Origin of the sequence: Pseudochrobactrum sp. AO18b (genome assembly GCF_000409565.1) — a bacterium.
Taxonomy (GTDB): domain Bacteria; phylum Pseudomonadota; class Alphaproteobacteria; order Rhizobiales; family Rhizobiaceae; genus Pseudochrobactrum; species Pseudochrobactrum saccharolyticum.
Map to the genome: position 1 here is coordinate 1 of NZ_ANNO01000152.1, position 1,187 is coordinate 1,187.

The window sequence follows — 1,187 nt, forward strand, 5'->3', positions numbered from 1 at the left end:
CGGTGTGGCAGTCGCGCTTTATCTCGGCGGCGCCGGTGCAATTTTCTGGATGTGGATCGTCGCTTTTGTCGGCATGGCCACAGCCTATTCCGAAAGCACGCTGGCACAGCTTTATAAAACCCGCGATAATGACGGCCAGTTTCGCGGCGGCCCTGCCTTCTATATTTCCAAAGGCCTGAAAGCCCCGTGGGCAGCCGCGATTTTTTCTGTCTGTCTGATTATCGCATTCGGCCTTGTTTTTAACGCCGTACAGGCCAATGCCATTGCCGATGCAATGAACGGTTCTTTCGGTTTCTCTAAAGTTCTGGTCGGCCTTGTCATTGCAGCTTTGGCCGGTATTGTCATTTTCGGCGGCATCCGTCAGATCGCCCGCGTGGCCGAACTGGTTGTGCCATTTATGGCGGCAATTTATCTGGGCGTTGCCGTTTATGTGCTGCTTGCCAATATTACTGAAGTCCCTGCGCTGTTTGCCCTGATTGTTAAAAGTGCTTTCGGCATTGAAGCAGCGGCAGGCGGCATCACCGGCGCTCTGATGAATGGTGTGAAACGCGGGCTGTTCTCCAATGAAGCCGGTATGGGTTCTGTGCCGAATATTGCCGCTTCCGCCACACCCAATCCGCACCACCCTTCCTCGCAGGGTTTTGTGCAGGCGCTGGGCGTTTTCATTGATACAATTCTGATTTGTTCGGCAACCGCGATTATGATCCTGTTGTCGCATAAGCTGGTTCCGGGTTCCGGCCTGACCGGCACGCTGCTGACACAGGAAGCCATGACCGCACATATCGGCTGGTTTGGCAGCTATTTCATCAGTATTGCGATCTTCTTCTTCGCCTTCACCTCGATCATCGGTAATTACGCTTATGCGGAAAATGCCATGATTTATCTGGGTGCGGGCAGACATCTCTGGCTCACATTGTTGCGTTGCTCCACATTGCTGATGGTGGTCTGGGGTGCCTATGAAAGCATCCTCACCGTGTTCAATGCTGCCGATGCTGCCATGGGTCTGATGGCAACCATCAACCTGATCGCCATTGCGCTGCTCTCCGGTACGGTTGTCAAAGTGACCAAGGATTATTTCGACCAGCAGAAGCTTGGCACACCGCATTTCACGCTCAAGGATTATCCGGAGCTGAAGGGCAAAGTGGACGGCGAAATCTGGAAATAACCACCAAACTAAAACAGGACAC

1 protein-coding gene is annotated in these 1,187 nt (G+C 53.2%); it reads left to right on the plus strand.

Going from position 1 to position 1,187, the window contains the following annotated elements:
* The coding region (locus A918_RS0106415) for an alanine/glycine:cation symporter family protein (RefSeq protein WP_022710261.1) at nucleotides 1-1,165 on the plus strand (1,165 nt) is incomplete at its 5' end.
* Between the last annotated feature and the right edge of the window lie 22 nt (nucleotides 1,166-1,187).